Origin of the sequence: Haloferax sp. Atlit-6N (assembly GCF_003383195.1) — an archaeon.
Lineage (GTDB): Archaea > Halobacteriota > Halobacteria > Halobacteriales > Haloferacaceae > Haloferax > Haloferax gibbonsii.
The window spans coordinates 1-437 of sequence record NZ_QEQJ01000408.1; the positions used below are offsets into that span (position 1 = coordinate 1).

Sequence of the window (437 nt, forward strand, 5' to 3'; positions counted from 1 at the left end):
GGTGTCAACATCACCGGTCGCACCCTTGGCAATACGCTTCAGCAACAACCGCTTGAGGAACCCGTACTTGGAGTAGCGCAGTGCCCCTCCGAACAAGCCAATCTTATCGGGATGCCAGTCAGAGCGCTCAAACAGTTCATCCACGTACTGTGCGGCTTCGGCTTGCTGTTCTGGTTCGTCGACTGCAGAAGATAACGATAGTTGAAAGAATCCTGTGGGTCGCACGTTCAGAATCTCGTTGTTCGAATCGACGAACTCGCGGACAGCTTCGTGATGTTTCCCGATGTGGATCGAGGACCCGACGAGGATTGCATCGAACGTCTCGGTATCCAAATCGGCCGGGAGTGATTCGACGTCGACCGTCGTCACGTCGTGTCCACGCCCTAGCAGCGTGTCTTCGATCCGGGCGGCGACCTTCGCGGTCTGTCCCTCACCCG

At 57.0% G+C, this 437-nt stretch carries 1 protein-coding gene; it reads right to left on the bottom strand.

The features are described 5' to 3' along the window. Window positions 1–437 (bottom strand): flavodoxin domain-containing protein (locus tag DEQ92_RS22960; protein ID WP_115821829.1); only part of this gene is annotated, 437 nt, incomplete at both ends.